This is a genomic window from Yersinia antarctica (genome assembly GCF_056636475.1).
This window is the reverse complement of record NZ_JBSJQF010000001.1, coordinates 1,357,150-1,377,032: the sequence shown is the minus strand read 5'-3', so window position 1 is coordinate 1,377,032 and position 19,883 is coordinate 1,357,150. Positions and strand designations below refer to the sequence as shown.

The following is a 19,883-nucleotide window of genomic DNA, read 5'->3' as shown; positions in this document are numbered from 1 at the left end:
TTACTGCTAAGCCCTAAATCCCCCATCTTCCCGCCGTCGTAACTGGATCATTCCGGGTGCGGCGGTGATTTCCAGCTGTTCAGCGCTGGCAATGCCGGACTCGGTCAGCCAGTCGCCGCCGATAATCAGCTCGCCGTTATCCAACACCCAATCCGCCCCTAAATCCTGCCGGTCTTGGCTGGCTTCGCACAGCACTTCCTAGGTGGCTTCGGCAGTGACGACAGTGATCCAGAGCGTGTGATGCTGGCGTGTCAGTTGCAACGGGGTACCAGTGGTAAATCCCAATGCGGCCAACGTGCCGACTGCCAGTGTCAGTTCAGGGATCGGTTCGGGGGTAAAGGTGATGTTCATGCGGTACTGCGGGGAAAAGCAAGAGTGAATCTCACCTGTTCGAGCAGAAAAAATCCGGCCTGATGAGTACTGGCGGGATTGGTGTCACCGTGGGCAGCAACAGCACCAAAATGATCGATACCGGTCAATCGATTTCTACTGTCGGCAGCACGGTGGGCAGCGTACTGGGCAATGTCAGCATGACTGCCGGTGAAGACCTGACGGTGCAAGGCTCTGATGTGTTGGCCGGGAAAGACATCAATCTGACCGGCAAAAACGTCGCTATTTTGGCGGCGGAGAATCAAAGCAGCCAGACCCATACCGTTGAGCAAAAAAGTAGCGGCCTGACACTGGCACTGTCTGGCGCGGTTGGCAGCGCCCTCAATACCGCGGTCACCACCGCCAAAGATGCCCGAGAAGAGAGCAATGGCCGACTGTCTGCGCTGCAAGGGGTTAAAGCGGCACTCAGTGGTGCGCAGGCGGTACAAGCAGGTCAGTTGGTGCAGGCGCAAGGGGGCGATACTGCCAGCATGTTCGGCATCAGCGCCTCATTAGGCTCACAAAAATCGGCCTCGCAGCAACATCAGGAACAGACCAGTGTGACAGGCTCGACCCTGACGGCGGGCAACAACCTGAGCGTGACGGCCACCGGTGAGGGGAACCCGGCGAACAGCGGCGATATTGTGGTGCAAGGCAGCCAGCTCAAAGCCGGCGGCGACACCACCCTGGATGCGGCGCGTGATGTGCTGTTGCTCGGTGCCGCCAACACGCAGAAAACCGACGGCAGCAACAGCAGCAGCGGCGGAAGCGTGGGTGTCAGTCTGGGGTTCGGTAGCGCTGGCGGTGGTCTGAGCATCTTTGCCAATGCCAACAAGGGTCAGGGCAATGAGCACGGTGACGGCACCTTCTGGACTGAAACCCAGATTGACACAGGCGGCACACTGTCGCTCAGCAGCGGGCGTGACACTTCGCTGATAGGTGCGCAAGCCAGCGGCGAAACCGTCAAGGTCGATGTCGGCCGCGACTTGCTGCTGCAAAGCCAGCAAGACAGCGATAACTATGATTCGAAGCAGACCAGTACCAGCGGCGGTGTCAGCATGGCGGTGGTCGGCGGCGGTGGCTCTGCCAACCTGAGCATCAGTAAAGATAAGCTGCACAGCAATTATGACTCGGTACAGGAGCAGACCGGTATTTTTGCAGGCTCTGGCGGCTTTGATATCACCGTGGGTGAACACACTCAGCTCGATGGCGCAGTGATTGCCAGCACCGCGGACAAGAGCAAAAACAGTCTGGATACCGGCACGCTGGGGTTCAGTGATATCGGTAATAAAGCGGACTTCAAGGTAGAGCATCAAAGTGTCGGCATCAGTACCGGCGGTAGCATCGGCGGTCAGTTTGCCGGGAATATGGCCAACGGCTTGCTGGTCGGGGCTAACAATGAAGGCCACGCCGACAGCACCACCCATGCCGCAGTCTCCGATGGCACTATCACGGTGCGTGACACGGATAAGCAACAGCAAAATGTTGATGACCTGAGCCGCGATGCTGAACACGCCAACAACGCCCTCTCCCCTATCTTTGATAAAGAGAAAGAGCAAAACCGGCTGCGGGAAGCGCAGTTGATTGGTGATATTGGTAGTCAGGCGATAGACATTGCGGCAACGCAAGGTAAGATCCTGGCGACAAACGCCGGTAAAGCGGAGCTGGAAGCGAAAGGCATCAAGGCACCAGGCCAGGACGCGACACCGGAAGAGCGAGCGATGTATGACAAGCTGCTAACCAGCACTTCCGCCTATAAAACCTGTAGTGGTCAACTAAAATTGGCCACGGTAGTAGACTGTTCATAGAACAGCCGTTCGGATTCATTGGGCGTTAAGCCTCCGTTGTACCAGTGCGGGCGAAGTTCGCTGTAGTAACCCGTTATATATCGGGTGATTGCATTTCTGCCCTCCCCGAAGCTCTGGTAACCTGTCGTCGGTACCCATTCGGATTTCAGACTTCTGAAAAATCGCTCCATTGGCGCGTTGTCCCAACAGTTCCCACGCCGGCTTAGGCTCTGTTTTATCCGGTAACGCCACAGCAACTGACGGTATTTTTTACTGGTGTAATGACTGCCCTGATCGCTGTGGAACATCACTCCGCCTGGGCGTCCCCTGAGTTCCCATGCCATCTGTAACGCTTTACCCGTTAGCGCTGAGTCAGGTGAAAACGACATCGCCCAGCCTATGGGCTTGCGGGCAAACAGATCCAACACCACAGCCAGATAAGCCCAGCGCTTACCTGTCCAGATATAGGTCACATCGCCACACCAAACCTCATTCGGTTGGGTTACTGCAAACTGCCGCTCCAATAGATTCGATATATCAACATGCTCCTGCCCACCCCGTTTATATTTGTGTGTGGGACGCTGGCAACTTGTCATGTTCAGCTCTGCCATCAATTTTCCGGCAAGCCAACGCCCCAGTTTTACGCCCTTATTCGTCACCATTATGGCGATATTTCGGGCACCGGCTGACCCGCCGCTAGCATGCCAGACTTCGTTAACCAGGCTGCGTTTAATGGTGCGCTCGACATCTGGGACGCGTTCTCTGTTATGCCAGTACCGATAGCTGCTACGCTGAACATCAAAAGCCTTACACAGTGCTTTTACCGAATAAAGCGCTCTCAATTTATCGACTATCGCGAACTGTTCAACGAGTCCGACATCAAGAGAGCGGTGGCCTTTTTTAGAATTTCGTTCTCCATTTCAAGACGTTGAATCCTTTTCTTCATTTCCCGAAGTTCTATTTGTTCAGGCGTCAGTGGAAGCCCAACGGGGGTTTTACCCTGACGTTCCAATCTGAGCTTACCCACCCATCGGCTAAGGGCGGAAAGACTGACATTCATGGCTTTAGCGGCCTCCGAATGAGAGTATTTCTGGTCAACAACCAGCTTTGCCGCTTCGAGTTTGAATTCAGCCGTGAAATATTTGGTCATGGATCACCTGTAAAGTTATTGAGGCAAGAATAACACCTCTGGTCAGGTGGCCAAATTCACTATGCCACTACACACCTCCCAGCAGGTAATCGCCATGCAGCCAGAACAAATACTGGCCTGCCTCCGCGCCCATCCAGATGCTTATATAACCTCATTCCACCGGTCAATTGGCAGTGTGGGGCGTGGTCGCTTGTCTGGTGGTGCAACTGGCGGGTGCACGTTGAATTATAAGGACTCATTCTACAAGGGATTGGGTGAGGGATTCGAAACGGTATCGGTACACATTCCCCTGACGTATGTGCTTAACATGCGCCACTTGCTCACGGAAGAGCGCTGGGAGGCTAAAGAGATTTCAGCTAAAGGGATTATATACCGACTCAAGCCAGAGTTGATGCCGGCCAGCCCCACTCCGTTCTGCTCGACTCAGGAAGAGTTGTTGGCGCGACGTCAAGAATTCCTGCGACTGCTTTCGGCAGCCTAATCCCCTCACCCCATTTAACCGGCAGCTAGTCTGCTGAGGACTTTCTATGTCTGTAAATACTGATTATGAAACGTTAAAATCTGAGCGTGATTCAGCACTCAATACATGTTCGCTGATTGCTGAGGCGTTGGGTATCAAGGGCGCTATCGCGGGTGACACTATTGCAAGAGTGCGGCGGTTGGTTGCTGAGGGTAAAACTCTTAGAAGTGATACAAGAGAAGTCGCTATAGACGCTGCAAACAGCATCGCATACGCAATTTTTAACCTTTCTAATAAGACTTTAAACGACCTGAAGCCGGGCATTATCGATACCACATGTCCAACCGGATCAGCATTAATAGCTGAGCGCAATCTTCGAGAGTTCGCCGCCAGTCTGCGGGGAGGTGAGTGATGGATAAAACCATCCTCGACATGTGCTGCGGCGGCCGCATGTTCTGGTTCAACAAAGCCGACCCGCGCGCTATTTACGGTGATATTCGCGACGAATCCCACACTTTATGTGACGGTCGCACTCTTGAAATTAAACCTGACGTCTTGCTGGATTTCCGTGCACTGCCATTTGATAACAATACATTCAATCTCGTAGTTTTCGATCCCCCCCACTTGGAGCATGCTGGGATCAACGGCTGGATTCGTAAGAAATACGGCGCTTTAAACAAAGAAACTTGGCGTGAAGATTTATCAGCGGGGTTTAGCGAGGCGTTTCGAGTCCTAAAGCCGGGCGGCACTCTAATTTTTAAATGGAACGAAATTCAGATTAAGACAAGTGAGATTTTAAAGCTAACCGACCATAAACCGGCCTTTGGCCACCAGAGCGGAAAGCGGTCTAACACTCACTGGATAGCGTTTCTTAAGGAGGCATGATGGATAAGCATATAGAAGACTTGAGCAAGCCGGTGGGCTTCGTCGGACTTAAAGTTTTTAGTTCACTTGCAGATGGGTGCCTTGGGGTTATCTCGCCCAACGCGGGTTTTGGTGAGACCCCGGTCTATTCACATGAGTACGTTGATTCACTGCTAGCTAAGCTGGAAGCGGCAGAGAAAGAGATTGCGGAAATCCGTGGGTGGCAGGGTAAGCCAGTAACTGAAGGGACAAGTGAACAATGCTCACCGGACGTGTACGCAAATGGGGTTAGCGCATGTCTTGTGGATATACCTAAAGAAAAGGCTGAGGCTATTTGCAGAGGTATATCAGCAGCCTCTGGCGTCGCGGTTGATTGGCACTACATCGGAGGCCGAGTTCACATCAAGGCAATGCGAGTCAGCGCCACGAAGTTGCAGGCAGCAGAGGCGCGGATACTTGTACCTGTTAAGTTGCCTGATGATGGCTTGGAGGACTGCATAAACATGTGGCCCAATAATTGGCGAAATGACTTTGATACTGGTTATAACTTCGGCGTGTGGCGCTGTGATCAAAATATCAAAGCCGCTGGCTATCCGGTTGAAGGGGGTGAGTAGTGACCCTAATTGGTTTCGTTATGCTAGTCACCTCATGTTCTACCTGCAATGCCCTACCAGTAACCGAAGATATCTACCCTACCCAATCCGAATGCCAACAAATATCAACGCTGATACATGAGCGGCGGCCTAATGCTGTGCTGATTTGCTCTGAAGTCTACCGGCAGTAAATAACCCAGGATTAACGGAAACGGATTTCGCTATCTGGAGATTCCCTATGCGTATAGAAATAGAAAACTACGTCATTACGAGTGATGAATATCAGTTCACCCTCAGTCAGAAAAATGTGTTTGGCAAAGATAGTAAATATGCCGGGCAGACATATGAAAAGGCTGTCGGCTATTACCCAAAACTTAGCCAAGTTATTACCGCATTGATTATGCGCGGCGTTATGAAATCAGGCATCGAATCCCTGCAAGCCATGCAGCAGCATATTACTCGCGTCAGCCTTGCATGTGAAAAGGCGCTGAAAGATTTCACATCCGAACCGGTAAATGACGAGGTGGCTTAATGTTCGACGAAATAGACCAAGCCCAAAGACTTGAACAACTCAACATTGAAATCGGTATCGCGAACCGCAAGCCAGCGATGGCATTCACCGGCCTGTGCCACTTCTCAGAGTGTCGCCAGCCAATCACTCGCGGCCTGTTCTGTGACGAAGGATGTCGTGATGACTTCGAAATCGATGAGCGAAGGAAAGGGAGGGCGGCATGAGCAAACCTTTTGCTTGGTACAACGAGATTGATCCATACGCGGCCCAATGGCTGAGAAACCTTATCAAAGCCGGTCATATCGCACCAGGCTATGTTGACGAACGGAGCATTGTTGATGTTAAGCCAGAAGACCTTACCGGATTTACCCAGTGTCACTTCTTCGCCGGAATTGGCGTCTGGTCATATGCCTTGCGTAGCGCAGGATGGCCCGACGACAAGCCAGTATGGACAGGCTCATGCCCTTGCCAGCCTTTCAGTGCTGCCGGCAATCAACTTGGAACAGCAGACGAGCGACACCTCGCCCCTGTATGGCTCAATCTCATTAGAGAGCGAAAACCTACAAACCTCTTTGGAGAACAGGTTGCGGCTGCAATTGGAAAACACTGGCTCGACGATTTATCCAATGAACTGGAAAACCAAAGTTACGCCTGCGGGGCGGCAGTATTGCCAGCTTGTAGCGTCGGCGCACCGCATATCAGACAGCGACTCTGGTTCGGAGCACAGCGGGTGGCCAACAGTGACAGCGAATTGCTCAACGGGAGTGGGAACGTCTGGTCGCAATGGGGGGATGAATCTTCAGACGGCAGCTCAATTAGCGGGGTGGCCAACGGTAACCACCATCGACAACAACCAGGTCAGGGGGGTAGCGGCAGCAGCGAATCATTCACAGAGAGGGACAACTTTGGGTGGAGCAGTGAGGCTGGCGGGTTGGTCAACACCAACAACCAGCGATTACAAAGGGTCTGGGCCGACGACAATGAGATCGGACGGCAAGAACAGGATGTTCGACTGGCTGGACTATGCGACAGAGCAGGGACTGCCTCGATCGCCACACCGACTAATGGCTTCTGGCGAGATGCTGATTGGCTCCTGTGCAGGGATGGAAAGTGGCGGCCAGTTGAACCCGGCACATTCCCGCTGGCTCATGGGGCTACCTCGCGAGTGGGACGACTGCGCGCCTACGGAAACGCTATCAATGCTGAAGCGGCAAAAACGTTCATAGAGTCATACATGGAGGCTGTGGCATGAGTGGATATCAGCTCATCTACTGTGACCCACCCTGGACGTATGGAAACAAAGCCAGTAACGGTGCAGCAATTAATCACTACAGCACAATGTCACTCACTGATTTAAAACGCCTCCCTGTTTGGTCCCTCGCGGCTCCCGATGCAGTTCTCGCCATGTGGTACACCGGTAACTTCAACGATGAAGCAAAGCAGCTTGCTGAAGCGTGGGGATTTCAGGTGCGCACAATGAAGGGATTTACTTGGGTGAAGCTAAACCAGTTGGCAGAGGACCACATAAATAAAGCGCTGGCGGCTGGTGAGGTTAACGACTTCTATGACTTTCTTGCCCTACTCAATACCCAATCACGGATGAACGGCGGCAACTACACGCGGGCAAATACGGAAGATGTGTTAATAGCAGTGCGCGGTAATGGCCTAGAACGACTCAATGCCAGCATCAAGCAAGTTGTTTACTCACCGCTTGGCGAACATAGCGAGAAGCCGTGGGAAGTGCGTCACCGGCTTGAATTGCTATACGGGGATGTAAAGCGCATCGAGTTGTTTTCAAGGAAGGATTTAGATGGGTGGGATACCTGGGGCAATGAGTGCGGGCAATCAATCAAATTAATACCTGGCAGTTCGGAGGCAGCATGAACCAACCAAAAGTAACGGAAATATTGATAGGCATATGCTTGCACTATTTATTATCTGCCTGGTTGTCTATGTGGTGGGTGATGCTGTGAAGGGGAGTTCACTGATGGCTATAAATTACATGGCTTCGCTTGAGTTCGTTAAATTCAAAGTAGAGGACTTGCCGCCAGAAATCACCTGTTCATTCTGCAAGAAGCCCGAAAGCGAGGTTCGCATAATTACCGGACCTGAGGTGAATATCTGCAATGAGTGCGTCAGCTTGTGCAATGAGATTCTGGATGGCGAGGAGTTGGCACGCAAGAACGAGGCAATAACTGACATCGTTAGCATTCAATCCGCATTGCCTGATAGCTATCAACCAGAAGATGTTGCTGCTGCTATTTACGATGCCGGTTACCGGAAACCCAAGGAGTGAATGATGATGCATTGGACAATTTTATCCGGCTCCGTCGGTGATTTCATCGGTGCTCCACATTGGGCTAAGCGGCTGGCAGTAGTTCGCGGCACCGGTCAGAAATTATGGTGGGATGGCATGCAGAAATATCAAGACAAAGAGCAACTACTCGATGCGTACACATCTGACTTTGATGAGTGTGTCGATACGGTTGCGGAGCGGAGACTGGTTCCCGTTGATACTAAAGACTGAAGGGGTGATAAGTGACTCCAGAAGAGAAGCAAAACGCCCTCCTATCATCCTGCGCCACTACGAAAAGCTAAAGCCACTTGGCTACAAGCTGGCTTGGCTTCTTTTCGCCATCGGCGTGCTGAATGGTCAGTTTAAGTGGGATCGGTGATGGGATTGATAAAGAGATAAGAGGCCAGCTATGAATGATATTCGGCTTGATGATGAGTTATTCGACTTATCACAGGCCGCCGCCTACCTGCGAAAATCCCCGCGAACCGTCCGCTTACTAATAAAAAATAAGCGACTAAAAGCGGGAAAGAGCGGAGCTAATGGCGGCGGAAGTTTTGAAATTCTGAAATCAGCATGTCTTGAATATATCCACAGCAACCAACACAATCAGGCCGTGAATGCAGAAAACGGCCAAGCAGAGAAGGAATCTGTATGGCGCTCAAACAAAGATACGGTAAGTGGTACTGTGATTTCGTTCGCCCGAACGGGGAAAGAGTTAGGCGCTGCCTTGGTACGGCAGACAAGAAACAAGCGCAGGAACTCTTCGATCAGCTAAAAGCGGAGGCGTGGAGAGTAGATAAGCTAGGTGAAATTGCTGAGCACACTTTTGATGAAACTTGCCTCCGCTGGCTGACTGAAAAGGAACATAAGCGATCACTGGATGATGACCGAACTAAGATTGAGTTTTTCCTCGGCCATTTTTCCAAGATGCCGATATCCAGCATTACTGAAGATAAAGTGATGAAGGCGGTTGCTAAGATGCCAAATAGGAAGCACCGGCAAATATGGGAGTCGAAAAGGGATGCGGCATTAAGGAAGAAAAAACCTATACCTGAATATATTGAGAAGCAGGTTTCAGCGGCAACCAGAAGCCAACACCTTTCTTTTATCCGCAGTCTGTTACGAGCAGCAACGGACGAATGGAAATGGTTAGCTAAAGCACCAGTTATCAAGACCAGAAAGCCTCAGAGTAAACGGATACGATGGCTTACAAAAGACGAGGCTGTAACCTTAATCAATTGTATGCCTGAGAACTTCCGGCCTGTAGTGGTATTCGCTCTAGCTACCGGGCTTAGAAGATCAAACATTCTGGATCTGGAATGGTCGCAAATCGATATGCAAAGGAAGGTTGCATGGATTCACCCAGAGAACGCTAAAGCGGGCAAGGCAATTGGCGTCGCTCTGAATGATATGTCATGCAAAGTATTGCGGGAACAAATTGGCCGTCACTCTCGATTTGTCTTTGTTCACACGTCAGCCTGGCACAGGTCAGATGGAACAAAAACGGCAGAAGTGAGGAAAATGCGCGTTGATGATAATACAGCATGGCGAACCGGATTGAAGCGATCAGGGATCACTGACTTCCGTTTCCACGATTTGCGGCATACGTGGGCAAGTTGGCTAGTACAGGCCGGAGTCCCACTATCGGCATTACAGGAAATGGGAGGATGGGAAAGCATCGAAATGGTGCGTCGATATGCTCACTTGTCGCCAAACCACTTAACTGAACATGCGCGAAAAATCGATGAGATTATGGGGATTAATGTCACTAATCTGGCACTTTTAAAAAATGTTGCTGATAATTAGGGGGTAAATAGAGGGTAACTCATTGATTTTTATGGTACGCCCTACAGGGCTCGAACCTGTGACCTACGGCTTAGAAGGCCGTTGCTCTATCCAACTGAGCTAAGGGCGCATTTGATATTTACCGCAGCACAGAACACTGCCGGTAGTCAGTTGCGGGTTGGATTATACGGGCAGTCTCTTTCGAGTCAATGGGTTTTCGCCTTACGGTTTATCATCTGGCTATTTAATCGTTAATTAATCGTTATTATACGCCTGACAGCACGCCCCGCTTCTGACAAAATAGGCACATTCCCGCTTTTTTTAATTGATGGATCCCTCCACTGATGTCAGCAAAAATTATTGATGGTAAAACGATTGCGCAGCAGGTAAGAAATGAAGTTGCTGCGTTGGTACAGAAACGTTTGGCTGCCGGTAAGCGTGCTCCCGGCCTTGCTGTAGTATTAGTTGGTGTCAACCCAGCCTCACAAATTTATGTCGCCAGTAAGCGTAAGGCGTGCGAAGAGGTCGGTTTTGTTTCGCGTTCTTATGATCTGCCAGTGACCACCACTGAAGCAGAGTTGCTGGCATTGATTGATTCACTGAATGACGATGGTGAAATTGATGGGATTCTGGTGCAACTGCCACTGCCTGCAGGCATTGATAATGTCAAAGTGCTGGAACGTATCCACCCAGATAAAGACGTAGATGGCTTCCACCCGTATAACGTGGGCCGCCTGTGTCAACGCGCACCGAAATTGCGCCCTTGCACCCCACGCGGCATCGTTACTTTGCTGGAGCGTTATAATATCTCGACATACGGCCTCAATGCAGTTGTGGTCGGTGCATCCAATATTGTAGGCCGCCCGATGAGCCTTGAACTGCTGCTAGCAGGTTGCACTACCACCGTCACGCATCGTTTTACCAAAAATCTGCGCCAACATGTGGAAAATGCTGACTTGCTGGTGGTTGCCGTGGGTAAACCCGGTTTTATTCCCGGTGAATGGATTAAACCTGGTGCTATCGTGATTGATGTAGGCATTAACCGTCTGGAAAGTGGTAAAGTAGTCGGCGATGTAGAATTTGATGTCGCCGTTGAGCGTGCGGGTTGGATTACACCGGTTCCCGGTGGCGTCGGGCCGATGACCGTTGCAACACTGATACAAAATACCTTGCAAGCCTGCGAGGAATATCACGACATCAACGAAAATTGATTGTAAGGACAGGAATGGACATTTTTCATTTGGAAAAACACCCACACGTTGAGCTGTGTGACTTATTAAAGTTACAGGGCTGGAACGACAGCGGTGCCTCAGCGAAAGCCGCCATCGCAGATGGACAGGTGAAAGTCGACGGGAATGTAGAAACACGTAAGCGCTGTAAAATCCTGGCTGACCAGATTGTTGAGTTTCAAGGCATGAAAGTGCAGGTTAAAGCCTAATCACCTCAGCAAAGGCGAGTTCTAGCTGGTTATTGCGAAAGACTGCCATGGCGAGATAAGGGCTAAAAAATGCGGTTACTGGTCAGCACCAGAACCGCAATTTTTTTAGATGCAGATAGCTAAATTGCACCTATCCACCCAATACCATGCTATTTACGGCGCCATATCGTCCCTTGTGGGCCATCTTCCAGCACAATACCCAGCTCATTCAACTGATCACGGGCCGAATCGGCCAGCGCCCAATCTTTACTGCTACGGGCATCGTTACGTTGCTTAATTAACGCTTCTATTTTTGCTACTTCGTCGTCATTAGTCTGCGCGCCACTTTGTAAAAACAGCTCTGGATCCTGCTCTAATAATCCCAGCACATGGGCCAGTTTACGCAATTCTGCCGCTAAGCCATTCGCCGCCATAATATCTTCAGTTTTTAGGCGGTTTACTTCACGGGCAATATCAAACAGTACCGAATAGGCTTCTGGAGTATTGAAATCATCATCCATTGCGGCACGGAAACGCGCTTCAAACTCTGCACCACCCGCAGGCATCGCACTCGCATCAGTACCACGCAGAGCGGTATACAGGCGTTCTAGTGAGGCACGTGCCTGTTTCAGGTTCTCTTCGCTGTAGTTAAGCTGACTGCGATAGTGGCCAGACATCAGGAAGTAACGTACGGTTTCAGCATCGTAATAGGCCAGCACATCACGAATAGTGAAGAAGTTATTCAGTGATTTAGACATTTTTTCTTTGTCAATCATCACCATACCGGAGTGCATCCAGTAGTTCACATAGGGACCATCATGGGCACAGGTAGATTGCGCAATTTCATTTTCGTGGTGCGGGAACATCAAATCAGAACCACCGCCGTGAATATCAAAATGTGCGCCCAACTGTTTGCCATTCATCGCCGAGCACTCGATATGCCAGCCAGGGCGGCCCGGGCCCCAAGGTGATGCCCAACTTGGTTCACCCGGTTTAGACATTTTCCACAAGACAAAATCCATCGGATTGCGTTTAACATCAGCCACTTCAACCCGGGCACCGGCCTGCAATTGATCCAAATCCTGACGGGACAGCAAACCGTAATCAGGGTCACTGTCCACAGCAAACATCACATCGCCATTTGACGCGACATAAGCGTGATCACGGGCAATCAAACGCTCAGTCAGCGCAATAATTTCAGGAATATGGTGAGTCGCACGCGGCTCTAAATCAGGGCGTTCAAGATTCAGTGCATCGAAATCTTTATGCATTTCTGCCAGCATACGTGTCGTCAGTTGCTCACAGCTTTCATTGTTTTCCAATGCGCGCTTGATAATTTTATCGTCAACATCGGTAACATTACGCACATACGTCAGAGAGTAACCTAAATAACGCAAATAACGCGCCACGACGTCGAAAGCGACAAAAGTACGCCCATGCCCAATGTGACACAGGTCATAAATGGTGATCCCGCATACGTACATACCAATTTTACCGGCATGAATAGGCTTGAATTCCTCTTTTTGGCGACTCAGTGTATTAAAAATCTTTAGCATCGGGACATTCCGTGGTTTTTGTTTTGCGGTAAGCATGGTTTATACCCAAACTCATTGGCGTTGCCGGTAGAGCGCAAACAACGTCAAGGGCGAGGGAGATAAAAGGATATCACCAGATTATGCGGTAAATCAGCCACTGATTCAGCACTTTTTCACACTTCTTGCTGGCGTTTCGAGTGCTGACTCAATCTCAGAGTTATGATATAAGAGCCGTCTAAAGAGTTACGACTCATTTGTGAATACACTATTACACTAGCAGGAACATTATTATGGTCACGTTTCATACTAATCACGGCGATATCGTCGTCAATACCTTCGCGGATAAAGCGCCGGTTACCGTTGAAAACTTCCTGAACTACTGCCGTAAAGGCTTCTATGATAACACTATCTTCCACCGTGTTATCGACGGTTTCATGATTCAAGGCGGTGGTTTTGAGCCGGGCATGAACCAGAAAACCACGGATGCAACTATCAAAAACGAAGCTAACAACGGCCTGAAAAACACCCGTGGCACCCTGGCAATGGCGCGTACCAACGATCCGCACTCTGCCACTGCACAGTTCTTCATTAACGTTGCCGACAACGACTTCCTGAACTTCCGTTCAGAGCGCCCAGATGGTTGGGGTTACTGCGTATTTGCTGAAGTTACTGAAGGTTTGGACGTTGTTGATAAAATCAAAAACGTTGCTACTGGCCGTAGCGGTATGCATCAGGATGTACCAAAAGAAGATGTGATCATCAAAAGCGTCACTATCAGCGAATAATGACAGCTTAATGAGCACGCTTTTTATTGCAGATTTGCATCTTAGCGTTCAGGAACCGGCAATCACTGCCGGTTTCCTGCATTTTATACAGCGTGAAGCCATTCATGCTGATGCGTTATATATCCTGGGTGATCTGTTCGAGTCCTGGATTGGCGATGATGACCCCGAACCACTGTACCGGCAAGTTGCCGCTGCGCTGAAATCACTCCAACAACGGGGTATACCTTGCTACTTTATCCACGGTAATCGTGACTTTTTGCTCGGTAAACGCTTTGCTCAAGAAAGTGGTATGACCCTGCTGCCGGAAGAGATAGTCGTCGAACTGTATGACCGTAAAATTGTTATTTTACATGGTGATACACTGTGCACCGATGACACCGAATATCAGCATTTTCGTCGTAGAGTACATAATCCACTGATTCAAAAACTGTTCCTGTGGCTACCTCTGCGTTTTCGTTTACGCATTGCGGCTTATATGCGTAACCAAAGTCAGCAGAACAATAGCGGCAAATCTGAACTTATCATGGATGTAAATCAACAAGCAGTGATTGATAGCTTCCAACGTAATGGCGTCAGTTGGATGATCCACGGGCATACGCATCGCCCAGCGATTCACCCCGTAGCACTCCCCGCCACAACCGCCCATCGTGTGGTTCTCGGTGCCTGGCATGTTGAGGGTTCGATGGTCAAAGTCACGGCAGACAGTGTTGAGTTGATTAAATTCCCATTTTGACCTTCAGGTTTATCTGGCGAGTGGGTATAAAAAACCGATAAATCCCACTAAAAGCCGCGACGCAACCGTTTTCCTCGCCTTTGGCTCATGATATGCTCTACGCCCTCTTCGCCAGTCACGATTTAAGTAAAATCATTCTGGCCGACGCTTGCGCAATCACAGGAGCTTTACACTCATGGGAGCTAACCTCGATTCGGCTTATGCAGCCGGGGTTAAAATCGCTATCGTAATGGGGTCCAAGAGTGACTGGGCCACCATGCAGTTCGCCGCTGACGTGCTCACCACGCTCAATGTTCCATTTCATGTGGAAGTTGTCTCCGCACACCGCACCCCCGATAAGCTGTTCAGTTTTGCCGAGTCAGCCCAAGCCAATGGCCTACAGGTGATAGTTGCCGGTGCCGGTGGTGCTGCACATCTGCCGGGTATGATTGCGGCAAAAACGCTGGTACCTGTTTTAGGTGTTCCGGTACAAAGTGCTGCGCTGAGTGGCGTCGACAGCCTGTATTCGATTGTACAAATGCCGCGCGGTATCCCGGTGGGAACCTTGGCTATCGGTAAAGCCGGTGCTGCCAATGCCGCCTTGCTGGCCGCACAAATATTGGCATTGCACGATGCTGAATTAGCCGCTCGTCTGGCTGATTGGCGCAAAAGCCAAACTGACGAAGTGCTGGATAATCCAGATCCTCGGGTGCCAGACTTACAGGTGAAGGCATGAAACCAGTTTGCGTATTAGGTAATGGTCAGCTAGGACGCATGCTGCGTCAGGCTGGCGAACCCCTGGGTATTGCAGTTTATCCGGTGGGCTTGGATGCAGAACCTGAAGCCGTGCCTTATCAGCACAGTGTGATTACCGCCGAGATTGAGCGCTGGCCAGAAACAGCGTTAACCCGCGAACTCGCCACACACACGGCTTTTGTTAACCGTGATATCTTCCCGCGTCTGGCAGATCGCCTGACACAAAAGCAATTGCTCGATAGCCTGAATCTGCCAACCGCACCCTGGCAGCTATTAGCAAGTAGCAGCGAATGGCCGCAGGTCTTTGCAACATTAGGTGAGCTAGCCATTGTCAAACGTCGGGTCGGAGGCTATGACGGACGTGGTCAGTGGCGGTTGCGGGCAGGTGATCAAGATACCTTGCCAACTGATGCTTACGGTGAATGCATCGTTGAGCAAGGGATTAACTTCAGCGGTGAAGTTTCGCTGGTCGGCGCACGCAGCAGCCAAGGCAAATCGGTGTTTTACCCGTTAACCCACAATCTGCATGAAGATGGCATCCTGCGTATGAGCGTGGCTTTGCCACAGCCCGATAGCAGATTACAGCAACAAGCTGAAAAAATGCTGTCAGCCATTATGGATGAGCTGAATTATGTTGGCGTAATGGCCATGGAGTGCTTTATCGTTGGCGACAATCTGTTGATCAATGAGCTGGCACCACGGGTGCATAATAGCGGTCACTGGACGCAAAATGGTGCGTCAATAAGCCAGTTTGAACTGCACCTGCGCGCCATTTTGGACCTGCCCTTACCGACGCCGGTGGTTAACACCCCGTCAGCGATGGTCAACCTGATTGGCACGCCAGTGAACATCGAATGGCTATCTCTGCCGTTGGTGCATCTGCACTGGTATGAAAAAGAAGTGCGCGCAGGCCGTAAAGTAGGTCATATGAATTTGAACCATCCCGATGGCGCACAATTACGTGCAGCTCTGGCCGCACTCGCGCCGTTGTTACCAGCGGAATACCAGAACGCGCTGATCTGGGCGCAGGATAAGCTGTAACTCATCTGGCCTGCCCCACAAATCATTGGCGTTGCAGCCACACTGCAACGCCAGGTTACCCAAATAGGCTAACTGTCATAATTGCGGAACAGCGCCCTTCCCTGTAACAAACGCGCACCTAACCAACCGCCACACAATGACAACAATAGCGCGCCAGCCAACGGCAACAGCCACCACATCACCCAATTAGGCTGCCACGGGAAATCAAACACTAAGCGCTGTAATGCCCACAGTGCCGCCTCAGCTCCGATGGCAGCAGCCAGCCCGGCAACCAACCCCAGTAAGGCAAACTCCCACCACAAGGTACCTCGCAGTAAGCGTTTACTTGCGCCAAGTGTCCGGTAAACCACCAGCTCCTGACGGCGCTGACGCATCCCGACTTGAACCTGCGCCAGCAGCAATAAAGTGCCGCAGATGATAACCAGTATCACCATCACTTCCAGTGCACGACTCACCTGCTGCAACACCTGCCCGACCTGTTTAAGCATCGCGCCAATATCCAGCAAACTGAGTGTTGGGAATTGCCGATTCAGTTGTGTCAGCACCTCCCCGTCTCCTTGATAGCGGAAACTGGTCAGCCAGGTTTGTGGCTGTTTGTCCAATGCACCCGGCGGGAAGATAAAGTAGAAGTTTGGCCGCAGGCTTTCCCAATCCACCTGACGAATACTGCTAACTTTGGCTTCGAATGACTGCGTATCGCCGCTAAATGTCAGTTTATCGCCAATTTTAATCCCCAGTCTGTCAGCAATTCCTTGTTCCATCGACACTTCATCGGCTTTAGGTGGCCATTGACCGGCGGTCAAAATATTGTGCGCCGGTAAATCTTGCTGCCAGGTCAGATTCAATTCACGGTTAACCGCCTCGCCACCGGGTTCATCTTCGCGCACCCGCTCGGTGGCCAGTTGCTGGTTAATTTCAGACAGCCGTACCCGCACGATTGGATAGAACGTTGATGGCGTTATCTGATGTTGCGTCAGAAACTCAGTTACCTGTGGCACCTGTTGCGGTGTCATATTCAGCAAGAAGTAATTCGGGCTGTCCGGCGGCAATTGTTGCTGCCAACGATCCAATAGGTCCCCACGCAGTACCAATAACAATGCTAACAGCATGAAGGATAATGAAAATGCCGCCAGTTGCGTTAATGTCATCCACGGTTGACGTAGCAAACGGTTGATTGCCAGACGCAATGATAGACGGGTAACAGTCAGGCGGCGCAACAGTACCAGACTGCCCCAGCCAATCACGCCCAGTAATAACGCCAATACCACCATGCCAGCCATAATGGCCCACAATAACGCGTTCCCCCCCATCAGCAATGCCAATAAGCCAATCACGATAACCAGCATTGCAGGAATAAAGTAACGCAGCGGCCAAACATTCGCGGAAACATCACGGCGCAAAACCCGTAGCGGCTGGGTCGCGAGCAGTTGCCGATAGGGGCGAACACCCACCAGCAGCGAAATCAATACCAGCGAACCCATTGACCATACCCATGGCCATAAACCGGCTGCTGGCAATGCGGCCGGTAATACCGGTGACAATAAACGAACTAAAACCTTCTCGAATAAGAGGCCAATCACGCTGCCACACAGGCCTGCCAACACCAGCACCGACAGCCACTGACCGATAATCAACCGCCGCAGTGCACGGTGTCCTGCACCTAATGTTTTCAGTACCGCAACTAAATCATAGCGGCTACGGCAATAGTGGCCCATCGCCACCGCAACGGCAGCAATCGAAAGTAGTAACGTCAATAGCGCCGATAACAGCAAGAACTGCTGCGCCCGTTGCAGCGATTTCCCCAGCGCGCCACCTGATTCTTGTAAACCATACAACCGCTGCTCTGGTTTCAATTGTGGCGTAAGCCAGTCACTAAATTGGGTGACGCCATCAGGCTGGCCGGCGAACATATAACGATAGGTCAGACGGCTACCCGGCTGAATCGCGCCGGTCTTTTCCACGTCAGCCAGATTGATCAAAATACGCGGCGCGGTTTGGAATGGATTAAAGCCAGAATCAGGCTCCTGAATCACTTCACCGACAATTTTCAGTGAAGTATCACCGACATCCAGCATATCGCCGACCTTAACCCCAAGCAGCGACAACAGCCTTGGTGCCACCAACACCGTACCCGGTTCCAGCACCGCGCCAACAGGCAACGTATCTAATTTGCCATACAACGGATAGGCTAAATCTGTGGCTTTTACATCAGCCAGTTGTGGGCGATCGCCCGCGAAAGTCATGGTCATAAACGATAACTGGCGACTGACGGTCAACCCTTGCCGTTTAGCTTCCAGCAACCACGCTTCAGGAACCGGATGCGCCGCGCTCAGCACCCGATCGCCGGCTAAAAAATCGCGGCTTTGCTGACTCAGCCCTTTTTCCATCCGGTCACTGATGGTACCCAGCGCCAGCACACAAGCCACCGCCAGTGTTAATGCCAGCCAGACAATTAACAGTGAGGGTGAGCGCCACTCACGCCAAAACCAGCGCCAAATCATGCTTCCTCCCACAATTTGCCGTCCCGCAGCCGCAAGCGGCGCTGACAACGCCCCGCCAGTTGTACATCATGGGTAACCAGAATCAGTGTGGTGTCATAATCCCGATTCAATGAAAACAGCAGATCAGCAATTCTGTCACCGGTATGGCGGTCAAGATTACCGGTCGGTTCATCGGCAAATAACACTTTAGGCCGCCCACTGAAGGCTCGGGCCAGTGCTACCCGCTGCTGCTCACCGCCAGAAAGCTGAGCGGGCAGATGATGTAGCCGTTTGCCCAATCCGAGTTGCTCTAATAACTCCACCGCATGGGCCTTACTATTGCGTTCGCTCTCTCCACGCAACAATGCAGGAAGCTGAACGTTCTCTAACGTATTGAGTGTGGGTACCAACATAAATGACTGAAACACGAAGCCGACGTTTTTTGCACGTAATTGCGCGCGCCCTTCTTCATCCATGGCGGTCAAAGACTGGCCGAGTAAACTCACCTCACCACTGCTGCCATCATCAAGCCCTGCCAGTATCCCCAGCAAAGTTGACTTACCGGAACCCGACTCACCAATCAGCGCAATTGTCTGGGCGGGTTTGACAACCAGCTCAACTCCGGTAAGGATGGAGAGCTGTTGCTCACCCTGGCCGACGTATTTATTAAGATGATGAACTTCAAGAACGTTTTCCGCTGGCATCTTCCCTTCCTTTTACTGTTGGGATTATTCAGTTTGCGTGCCGCCGCAACCGATACACTGTTAATTCTTGGCGATAGCTTAAGCGCCGGTTACCGCCTGCCGATTGCCGAAGCATGGCCTTCACGGCTGGATAAAACATGGCAGGGAACACCGTCACTGCCGAAGGTAGTCAATGCCAGTATCAGTGGTGACACCGCCGCTCAAGGTTTGGCCCGCCTACCGTCCCTACTCAAACAACACCAGCCGCGCTGGGTGCTGATAGAACTGGGAGCAAATGACGGTCTGCGTGGTTTTCCAACACAAGATACTCAACGGGATCTGACACAAATTATCAATCAGATATTGGAAGCAAAAGCACAACCTTTATTGATGCAAATCCGCATTCCGCCTAACTATGGTCGCCGTTATACTGATGCTTTCACCGCGATGTATCCACAACTGGCACAGCAATTTAACATTCCATTGGTCCCTTTCTTTATGGAAGCTGTTGCTGTGAAACCGCAGTGGATGCAGGATGATGGCTTACACCCTAACGCCGCGGCCCAACCCTTCATCGCGGATTGGATGGCGCAACAACTTAAACCATTAGTGACCAATAAGCAGTAATAACACTTGTTCAAACAAATAGAATCACTCAC

Annotated in this window: 22 protein-coding genes, 1 tRNA gene and 2 pseudogenes; 19 read left to right on the top strand and 6 right to left on the bottom strand. The window is 51.0% G+C overall.

Going from position 1 to position 19,883, the window contains the following annotated elements; genetic code table 11:
• Nucleotides 1-6: 6 nt before the first annotated feature.
• A pseudogene (locus ACWJJO_RS06245) lies at nt 7-351 on the bottom strand (SymE family type I addiction module toxin).
• Nucleotides 352-353: 2 nt separating this feature from the next.
• On the opposite strand from ACWJJO_RS06245, the pseudogene ACWJJO_RS06240 reads away from it, so the two are divergent.
• Nucleotides 354-2,039: pseudogene (locus ACWJJO_RS06240) on the top strand (hemagglutinin repeat-containing protein); the annotation flags it as partial.
• 101 nt (nt 2,040-2,140) lie between these two features.
• On the opposite strand, the gene ACWJJO_RS06235 reads toward ACWJJO_RS06240, so the two are convergent.
• Nucleotides 2,141-3,306 (bottom strand): IS3 family transposase gene (locus tag ACWJJO_RS06235; RefSeq protein WP_481090614.1). Its coding sequence is split into 2 segments (ribosomal slippage): nt 2,141-3,051 and nt 3,051-3,306, totalling 1,167 coding nucleotides; the frame shifts between segments, so codons are not numbered across the junction.
• Nucleotides 3,307-3,367: 61 nt separating this feature from the next.
• Between ACWJJO_RS06235 and ACWJJO_RS06230 the strand changes: the two genes are divergently transcribed.
• The 11 genes from ACWJJO_RS06230 (at nt 3,368) to ACWJJO_RS06180 (ending at nt 9,836) form a co-directional block, all read left to right on the top strand.
• Nucleotides 3,368-3,787 (top strand): hypothetical protein, encoded by a 420-nt coding sequence (locus ACWJJO_RS06230; protein ID WP_481090791.1) that lies wholly within the window; start codon nt 3,368-3,370, stop codon nt 3,785-3,787.
• A 46-nt stretch (nt 3,788-3,833) separates the two neighbouring features.
• Complete coding sequence (locus ACWJJO_RS06225) at nt 3,834-4,178, top strand: hypothetical protein (RefSeq protein WP_481090790.1); 345 nt, start codon at nt 3,834-3,836, stop codon at nt 4,176-4,178.
• Nucleotides 4,175-4,651, top strand: a complete 477-nt coding sequence (locus ACWJJO_RS06220; RefSeq protein ID WP_481090789.1) for a class I SAM-dependent methyltransferase — start codon at nt 4,175-4,177, stop codon at nt 4,649-4,651. The genes ACWJJO_RS06225 and ACWJJO_RS06220 overlap by 4 nt, the downstream gene beginning before the upstream one ends.
• Nucleotides 4,651-5,244, top strand: coding sequence for a hypothetical protein (locus ACWJJO_RS06215; RefSeq protein WP_481090788.1), 594 nt, complete (start codon nt 4,651-4,653; stop codon nt 5,242-5,244). Before ACWJJO_RS06220 ends, ACWJJO_RS06215 begins: the two co-directional genes overlap by 1 nt.
• A 217-nt stretch (nt 5,245-5,461) precedes the next feature.
• Nucleotides 5,462-5,755, top strand: coding sequence for a DUF5405 family protein (locus tag ACWJJO_RS06210; protein WP_481090787.1), 294 nt, complete (start codon nt 5,462-5,464; stop codon nt 5,753-5,755).
• Nucleotides 5,755-5,958 carry a hypothetical protein gene (locus ACWJJO_RS06205; protein WP_481090714.1) on the top strand — a complete coding sequence of 68 codons (204 nt, stop codon included), beginning with the start codon at nt 5,755-5,757 and terminating at the stop codon, nt 5,956-5,958. Before ACWJJO_RS06210 ends, ACWJJO_RS06205 begins: the two co-directional genes overlap by 1 nt.
• A complete protein-coding gene (locus tag ACWJJO_RS06200) occupies nt 5,955-6,986 on the top strand; it encodes a DNA cytosine methyltransferase (RefSeq protein ID WP_481090786.1) in 1,032 nt (343 codons plus the stop codon). The genes ACWJJO_RS06205 and ACWJJO_RS06200 overlap by 4 nt, the downstream gene beginning before the upstream one ends.
• Entirely contained in the window at nt 6,983-7,618 is a 636-nt protein-coding gene (locus ACWJJO_RS06195; protein WP_481090785.1) for an MT-A70 family methyltransferase, read from the top strand. Before ACWJJO_RS06200 ends, ACWJJO_RS06195 begins: the two co-directional genes overlap by 4 nt.
• A gap of 34 nt (nt 7,619-7,652) precedes the next feature.
• Entirely contained in the window at nt 7,653-8,030 is a 378-nt protein-coding gene (locus tag ACWJJO_RS06190) for a ClpX C4-type zinc finger protein (protein WP_481090784.1), read from the top strand.
• 3 nt (nt 8,031-8,033) lie between these two features.
• On the top strand, nt 8,034-8,261 hold the full coding sequence (locus ACWJJO_RS06185) for a hypothetical protein (RefSeq protein ID WP_481090783.1): 228 nt from the start codon (nt 8,034-8,036) through the stop codon (nt 8,259-8,261).
• 420 nt (nt 8,262-8,681) lie between these two features.
• Entirely contained in the window at nt 8,682-9,836 is a 1,155-nt protein-coding gene (locus ACWJJO_RS06180; RefSeq protein WP_481090782.1) for a tyrosine-type recombinase/integrase, read from the top strand.
• A 32-nt stretch (nt 9,837-9,868) separates the two neighbouring features.
• Here ACWJJO_RS06180 and ACWJJO_RS06175 read toward each other — a convergent pair.
• Nucleotides 9,869-9,945: transfer RNA gene (locus tag ACWJJO_RS06175), tRNA-Arg, on the bottom strand.
• A gap of 214 nt (nt 9,946-10,159) precedes the next feature.
• Here ACWJJO_RS06175 and folD point away from each other — a divergent pair.
• Nucleotides 10,160-11,026, top strand: a complete 867-nt coding sequence (gene folD, locus ACWJJO_RS06170; RefSeq protein ID WP_083159903.1) for a bifunctional methylenetetrahydrofolate dehydrogenase/methenyltetrahydrofolate cyclohydrolase FolD — start codon at nt 10,160-10,162, stop codon at nt 11,024-11,026.
• A 14-nt stretch (nt 11,027-11,040) separates the two neighbouring features.
• Nucleotides 11,041-11,253 carry a ribosome-associated protein YbcJ gene (ybcJ, locus tag ACWJJO_RS06165; RefSeq protein ID WP_004390634.1) on the top strand — a complete coding sequence of 71 codons (213 nt, stop codon included), beginning with the start codon at nt 11,041-11,043 and terminating at the stop codon, nt 11,251-11,253.
• A gap of 149 nt (nt 11,254-11,402) precedes the next feature.
• Here the strand turns inward: ybcJ and cysS are convergent, their stop codons facing one another.
• The gene (cysS, locus tag ACWJJO_RS06160; RefSeq protein ID WP_083159905.1) at nt 11,403-12,788 is read right to left on the bottom strand and encodes a cysteine--tRNA ligase; all 1,386 of its coding nucleotides are present in this window, start codon (nt 12,786-12,788) and stop codon (nt 11,403-11,405) included.
• Nucleotides 12,789-13,057: 269 nt separating this feature from the next.
• On the opposite strand from cysS, the gene ppiB reads away from it, so the two are divergent.
• From ppiB to purK, 4 genes are all read left to right on the top strand, one after another.
• Entirely contained in the window at nt 13,058-13,552 is a 495-nt protein-coding gene (ppiB, locus tag ACWJJO_RS06155; RefSeq protein ID WP_005182430.1) for a peptidylprolyl isomerase B, read from the top strand.
• A gap of 10 nt (nt 13,553-13,562) precedes the next feature.
• On the top strand, nt 13,563-14,285 hold the full coding sequence (locus ACWJJO_RS06150; protein WP_481090781.1) for a UDP-2,3-diacylglucosamine diphosphatase: 723 nt from the start codon (nt 13,563-13,565) through the stop codon (nt 14,283-14,285).
• A gap of 175 nt (nt 14,286-14,460) precedes the next feature.
• On the top strand, nt 14,461-15,000 hold the full coding sequence (gene purE / locus ACWJJO_RS06145; RefSeq protein WP_083159909.1) for a 5-(carboxyamino)imidazole ribonucleotide mutase: 540 nt from the start codon (nt 14,461-14,463) through the stop codon (nt 14,998-15,000).
• On the top strand, nt 14,997-16,061 hold the full coding sequence (gene purK / locus ACWJJO_RS06140) for a 5-(carboxyamino)imidazole ribonucleotide synthase (RefSeq protein WP_372568787.1): 1,065 nt from the start codon (nt 14,997-14,999) through the stop codon (nt 16,059-16,061). Before purE ends, purK begins: the two co-directional genes overlap by 4 nt.
• A gap of 68 nt (nt 16,062-16,129) precedes the next feature.
• Here purK and ybbP read toward each other — a convergent pair whose 3' ends face one another.
• Together ybbP and ybbA are read right to left on the bottom strand one after the other, a co-directional pair.
• Nucleotides 16,130-18,562, bottom strand: coding sequence for a putative ABC transporter permease subunit YbbP (ybbP, locus tag ACWJJO_RS06135; protein WP_083159913.1), 2,433 nt, complete (start codon nt 18,560-18,562; stop codon nt 16,130-16,132).
• Complete coding sequence (ybbA, locus tag ACWJJO_RS06130; RefSeq protein ID WP_372558232.1) at nt 18,559-19,245, bottom strand: putative ABC transporter ATP-binding protein YbbA; 687 nt, start codon at nt 19,243-19,245, stop codon at nt 18,559-18,561. The genes ybbP and ybbA overlap by 4 nt, the downstream gene beginning before the upstream one ends.
• On the opposite strand from ybbA, the gene tesA reads away from it, so the two are divergent.
• Complete coding sequence (gene tesA / locus ACWJJO_RS06125) at nt 19,216-19,851, top strand: multifunctional acyl-CoA thioesterase I/protease I/lysophospholipase L1 (RefSeq protein ID WP_193784833.1); 636 nt, start codon at nt 19,216-19,218, stop codon at nt 19,849-19,851. The two genes, ybbA and tesA, sit on opposite strands and share 30 nt — an antisense overlap.
• Nucleotides 19,852-19,883: the final 32 nt, after the last annotated feature.